2 protein-coding genes and 3 pseudogenes are annotated in these 5,888 nt (G+C 50.3%); all 5 read left to right on the top strand.

The window, feature by feature from the left end; genetic code table 11:
* A pseudogene (locus tag APT89_RS00030) lies at positions 1 to 328 on the top strand (DUF2345 domain-containing protein); the annotation flags it as partial.
* Between the two features lie 104 nt (positions 329 to 432).
* A complete protein-coding gene (locus APT89_RS00035; RefSeq protein ID WP_060571550.1) occupies positions 433 to 2,103 on the top strand; it encodes an acetyltransferase in 1,671 nt (556 codons plus the stop codon).
* Positions 2,100 to 3,191 carry a T6SS immunity protein Tli4 family protein gene (locus APT89_RS00040; RefSeq protein WP_045631656.1) on the top strand — a complete coding sequence of 364 codons (1,092 nt, stop codon included), beginning with the start codon at positions 2,100 to 2,102 and terminating at the stop codon, positions 3,189 to 3,191. Before APT89_RS00035 ends, APT89_RS00040 begins: the two co-directional genes overlap by 4 nt.
* A 99-nt stretch (positions 3,192 to 3,290) precedes the next feature.
* Positions 3,291 to 3,581 (top strand): annotated as a pseudogene (locus APT89_RS00045) (T6SS immunity protein Tli4 family protein); the annotation flags it as partial.
* Between the two features lie 422 nt (positions 3,582 to 4,003).
* Positions 4,004 to 5,888, top strand: a pseudogene (locus APT89_RS00050) (type VI secretion system Vgr family protein); the annotation flags it as partial.

A 5,888-nucleotide genomic window follows, 5' to 3' on the forward strand; every position in this document is an offset into this window, starting at 1 on the left:
GACGAGCGGCGGAGGATATATCCGGATAGCAGACGGAACGGTGGAGTGTGCGGCGCCGGACAAAATCATCGAGCGCGGGGCGGTGTGGCAGAAGTTTGGTGGGCAGAGCATAAGTCAGGCAATGCAGTGCTGGGAAAACGCCGAATTTGCCATAACGCCTGAAGTCAGGCGGTTATCGGATGACTCGCCGGTGGCTGGTCTGACGTTGGGTTTAACAGGTGCGGATGGCACGCAGCAAAGTCTGGCAACCTCCGCTTCAGGGGCCACTGCGGTGCAGAATAATATTAATATCGATTCTCTCAACGCCTCTTTGCTGGATAAAACATAAGGCGTTGCGTTATTTCGAAGTATATCTTCGGGGAAAGCACCGTGTTGGTTGTCACGAAGGTCTTTCTGAAGATTATTTTCCTGAACGGAAAAAGGACAGAATTCATGACGGAAGAAAATACGACAGGTAATGAGAGCAGTCCCTCGACGATCTACATAAAACCAGAATGGGATGACAATGGAAAGGTCTACTGGCCTGGCATACAGAATCAGAAAAAATCAAAGAATGCTAAAGCTGTTTTGCTGCAGCCTCCTGTCAAAGCGATCCCCGTTATCTTCCTTCCTGGAGTGATGGGGACCAATTTGATGGGAACTGACGAAGGAAAGGAAAATGACATCTGGCGTGGCGATAGTTTGGGAGGCGTATTTCTTAAATGGGCACGCAAGGATGGTACTGAACGAAGAGAGTTACTTAATCCCGACACTACTAAGGTGGACAATCGCGGGGATATTAACCAGACCCTCTATTCTCCGCTTTCCGATGACGGAAAAATATTTACAACCCGCCGGGAGCGGGGCTGGGGAGAGGTTTTATCCTTCAGCTACGGTAAATTTATAAGCGTTTTCCAGGGGGCGCTGTTGGATGACTGGCAGCAGGATCTTGTTCACTATGGTAAATCAACGTCGGAGAAAAATGGGGTACTAAGTCAGTTGGTTGGCAAATCGCTGTCTAAAGGGATAGATACTGAAATTACCGGCGAATCCATCCTGACTCAGCAGGAACTGAACCATTTCAAGAACTTTTTATTCCCGGTTCACGTCTATGGCTATAACTGGCTTCAGGATAATAAAACCTCGGCGCAAGGACTGGTTGCCTTTATCGACAGGACTATCAGCCTCTACAAAAATGAGCGCGGCCACGGTATGCCCTTTCCCGCCGGGCAGGAAAAAGTCATTATCGTTACCCATTCCATGGGCGGGCTGGTGGCGCGTTACGCGTCCCAGGTGTTGGGCGCAAAAGATAAGATTCTGGGTATAGTGCATGGGGTGATCCCCGATCTTGGCTCACCGGCAGCGTACCGCCGCATGAAGGTTGGCGCAAAACAGGAAGGCATGGCCGGAGCCGTATTGGGTAATACCGCAGAAGAGCTGATGCCGGTCCTGGCCAAGGCTCCCGCGCCGCTTCAGCTCTTACCTTCGGCGAAATACCTTTCCGGAGCGCCCTGGCTGAGCGTGGAAGGGGCTGGCGAAGACGGCAGCGATGTAAAACTACCGCAAGCCGGGGATCCTTTCGGGGAGATTTACCTCAACAAGACGCTGTGGTATCGCCTGTATGAGTCCGACATTATCGATAAGGACGAGGCGGTGAGTCAGAGTAACTGGACTAACTACGTACATTTAGTTGATAAGCCTGTCCGCAAGTTTATTTCTTTCATGGATAGTAGGGGCTATCATCCTAATACTTACGTTTTCTATGGGCATAATATCGCCTCCGATGGCACGCTGACATGGCAAAAAACCTCCATTACCTACCCGAAAAACAGCCATGATAGTGACAGAAAGCTACCCAACAACTACAGAGAGATCCCCCTTCCTTTTAATCGTTCTCAGATGTATGTGATCAACTCATCAAAAACCGCTGGGGATGGCACGGTGCCGGTGGAGTCGCTGAGCGCCATTTGCCGTAACAGCGAAATCAAAAGCGTTCTGGCTATCGACGTGGACCACCAGGGAGCCTATGACGTCAGCAGCATGAAGGATATTCAGGCCAGGCCAGCCCTGCAGTTTACTCTCAGAGCCATTGTGAAAATGGTCCAGGAGATCCCGAACCCATGAAGACCGTTAGACAGCTTACAGCGTTATCTCTTATGGCGGGCAGCATGCTTTTTATTGCCCAGACTACGGCATCCACGCCAGTACAGAAGGACAGTCCAGTGATAAATACTTTGTTTGCGCAGACCAAACCGCAGTGCATTGGGCGCTATGTGATTGACGTTCCCGAGTCATTCAACAATCAGCTCCACGATATGATTTTTATCGATGATTTCAAAATTGAAAGCAAACCTCTCTTTCTACCTGCATTTAAACAACGGGTGCAGTTAAGAGAGCAGGCGCTGCGCGATGCCATTAATAAACCTGGAAATGAGTCTGTAAATGCACCGTATATAAAAGAAAAAATTGAGCTGCCTGATGACAAGGGAATTATCTTTGACAGAAATATTTCAGGAGAAGACGATCTCGGAAGAGTTTTAGAGGCACATGTATTTGTCAATATGACCGCTTTTATTATTACGACGGAAATACTTGATTTATCCAGTCCTAAATATAGAGAAAGGAAAAAAACATACATTAAAGCGGGTTTTACCGAGGCTCAAATGAATGAGAAACCAGCTAAGCTGGTGGCTCTACAGTCTCTGATATCACGGCTTAGCGGCAGAAAAGATGAGGATGTTCCGTCGGTTAAAGGTGTGTGTATTCCAAATGGGTTTATCCGGGATGATGGTAATCAGCATGTTGAAAAAATTACTTTCCAGTATGAAAATGATGATTTTATTTTAGGGGTGTATACAAATAATAAATATCCTGGTTCTGAGGACACCCTGTTTAACCGTAGTGCACAAATTAATGAGGCACTTAAAACGTCAAATCAGTACACCATAAAGAAAGTGGCACTCTCACCGAACGGTATTCCCGCGGAGTCATGGTTGTTTGGTGGTACTCAAACCATGAGAGATACGGTAACGGGGAAAGATGAGAAGAATACATTTTATGATTTTGATTTTAAAGCCAATGAGCGTGATGCTACCGCAGACAAGCCAAAATTTAGCATTGGACTCACCAGCGAGTATAAAAAAACGAGCTACAGCGAAGCACAGATGATAGAAATCTGGGACCGGCTGGTGAATTCCCTGCGCTATAAATGAAGAAACAAGATGGGTGCCTGGAATGGTTTTCGTTTCTTCCGGAGAGCCAGCCAGGCATGCTGAGCAGGAGTGGTCACCATGCAATGTATCTGTAAATATATGGCTTTATCATCACTGGCTGCCGGTTTGTTTTTTATTGCCCAGGCTACGGCATCCACGCCAGTGCAGAAGGACAGTCCAGTGATAAATAGTTTGTTTGCGCAGACCAAACCGCAGTGCATCGGGCGCTATGTGATTGACGTTCCCGAGTCATTCAACAATCAACTTCACGATATGATTTTTATTGATGATTTTAAAATTGAAAGTAAACCTCTCTATCCATCCTCATGTAAACAACGGGTGCAGTTAAGAGAGCAGGCGCTGCGCGATGCCATTAATAAACCAGACAACTTATAAAGGAACTATTTTAGATATGGGGCTTCTTGGACAGAGATGGTCTTGTATAAATGCAAAAACATATCCTTTACCGAAGTCAAAAATGGTTTGGTTATTAGTTAAAGCTCTCCGAAGAAGAGTGTTTATTCTATTTCAGATGGGGTGTATTGATTTTAATAAAAAGAGCTTCACCTGCGTAAACGTACCATTCTCTGATGTTGGGAAAAACGAAAATATCATGACGTAAGAAATGTGTTTGTATATTATATAAAAGTAATGATATTTACTACACTATGGAAGATGTCGACAGTAGAGTACTGTGCTCATTAAATCATCAATAGTATAAATTCAATCTGTATTAAATTGTTTATTGTTAATCTGTGTCGTAATTAACTGTAAATTACATTCGTTTAATTTGATCATTTGAAGGGATTCTAATGACTACAAACCCTGCTACGTTGTTATTCAACCATAACCATAACCTGCTCGTGGTTAAAGGCTGTGAGTCCGCGCTCGACGTGCTGGCGTTTGAAGGCGATGAGGCCCTGAGCACGCCGTTCCGCTATCGTATTGAATTCACCAGCAGTGACCACGCTGTCGCCAGAGAGGCGATGCTGATGAAGCCCGGTTCGCTGACTCTGCAGGCCCCGTTAGACCAGGGTTACGGCATTAAAGTGCAGCAGGCCGTGCGCACCATTCAGGGCATGGTGACCGGTTTTGAACGCCTCAGCACGTCAAAAGATCAAACCCGCTACGCCCTGATGCTCCGGCCACGTCTGGCGCTGCTCGACCGCTCGCACCAGAACGCCATTTACCAGGACATGTCGGTTCCGCAAATCGTGGAAAAAATCCTGCGCGAGCGCCACGGTATGCGCGGTCAGGATTTTCTGTTCTCGCTGTCAAAAGAATACCCGCGCCGTGAACAGGTGATGCAGTACGGTGAGGACGACCTGCACTTTATCACCCGCCTGCTGGGTGAGGTCGGCATCTGGTTTCGCTTCACCACCGACACGCGCCTCAACATTGACGTGGTGGAGTTTTACGACAGCCAGCAGGGGTATGAAAAAGGTCTGACGCTGCCGTCGGTACCGCCATCGGGCCAGCATTCAAAAGGCGTGGATTCAGTCTGGGGAATGGAATGCCATCACAACGTGGTGCAGAAGCAGGTCAGCACCCGGGACTACAACTACCGTCAGGCCACGCAGGACATGAACACCCTGGTGGATGCGACCCGCGGGGATATCACCACGTACGGTGATGCCTATCACTGGGCGGATAACTACCTGACGCCGGGCAGCACCTGTGACCGCAACCCGGCCCCGGAGTCCGGGGCGTTTTATGCCCGCCTTCGTCACGAACGCTACCTGAATGGTCAGACCCGGGCGCATGGCATCACCAGCTGTCCGACCCTCTCGCCGGGTCAGGTAGTGAAAGTTACCGGCGGGTATGAAGTGGCCGACGTGTTTGCGCAGGGCGTGGTCATCACGGTGATGCACACGTATGCCCGCCGTGATAAGGACTTTGCGGTTGATTTTGACGGCATCCCGGACAGCGCGGATTTTAGTTTCCGTCCTGAGCCTGGCTCACGCCCGGTGATGGCTGGCACCTTACCGGCCCGCGTCACCAGCACCACCGAAAATGACACCTACGGGCATATCGATTAAGACGGTCGTTACCGCGTCAACATGCTGTTTGACCGTGATAACTGGGAAACCGGCTTCGAGAGCCTGTGGGTGCGCCAGTCCCGTCCGTATGCAGGGGACACTTACGGTCTGCACCTGCCGCTGCTGGCGGGCACCGAAGTGGCGATTGGCTTTGAGGACGGTAACCCGGACCGGCCGTACATTGCCGGCGTGCTGCACGACTCGGCGCACGGCGACCACGTCACCATCCGCAACTACAAACGCAACGTCCTGCGTACCCCGGCGAACAACAAAATCCGCCTCGATGACGAGCGCGGAAAAGAGCACATCAAGGTCAGCACGGAGTACGGCGGGAAGAGCCAGCTGAACCTCGGCCACCTGGTCGACAGCGGGAAACAGCAGCGCGGCGAGGGGTTTGAGCTCAGAACCGACAGCTGGGGCGCGATACGGGCGCAGAAAGGGATATTTATCAGCGCTGACGGGCAGGCCAGGGCGCAGGGTGAGGTGCTGGAGATGCAGGCAGCGATGAGCCAGCTGGAGCAGGCGCGGTCACTGGCTGAAGCGTTACGCAGCGCGGCAGAAGCGGCGAGGGCTGAACTGGCAGATGTGCAGACGCAGAAGGCGCTGCTGTCAGAGGCGCTGACGGATTTAAAGAAAGCGGCGCTGCTGGTCTCGGCGC

The sequence above is a fragment of the Enterobacter sp. 50588862 genome (genome assembly GCF_001462935.1).
GTDB lineage: Bacteria > Pseudomonadota > Gammaproteobacteria > Enterobacterales > Enterobacteriaceae > Enterobacter > Enterobacter bugandensis.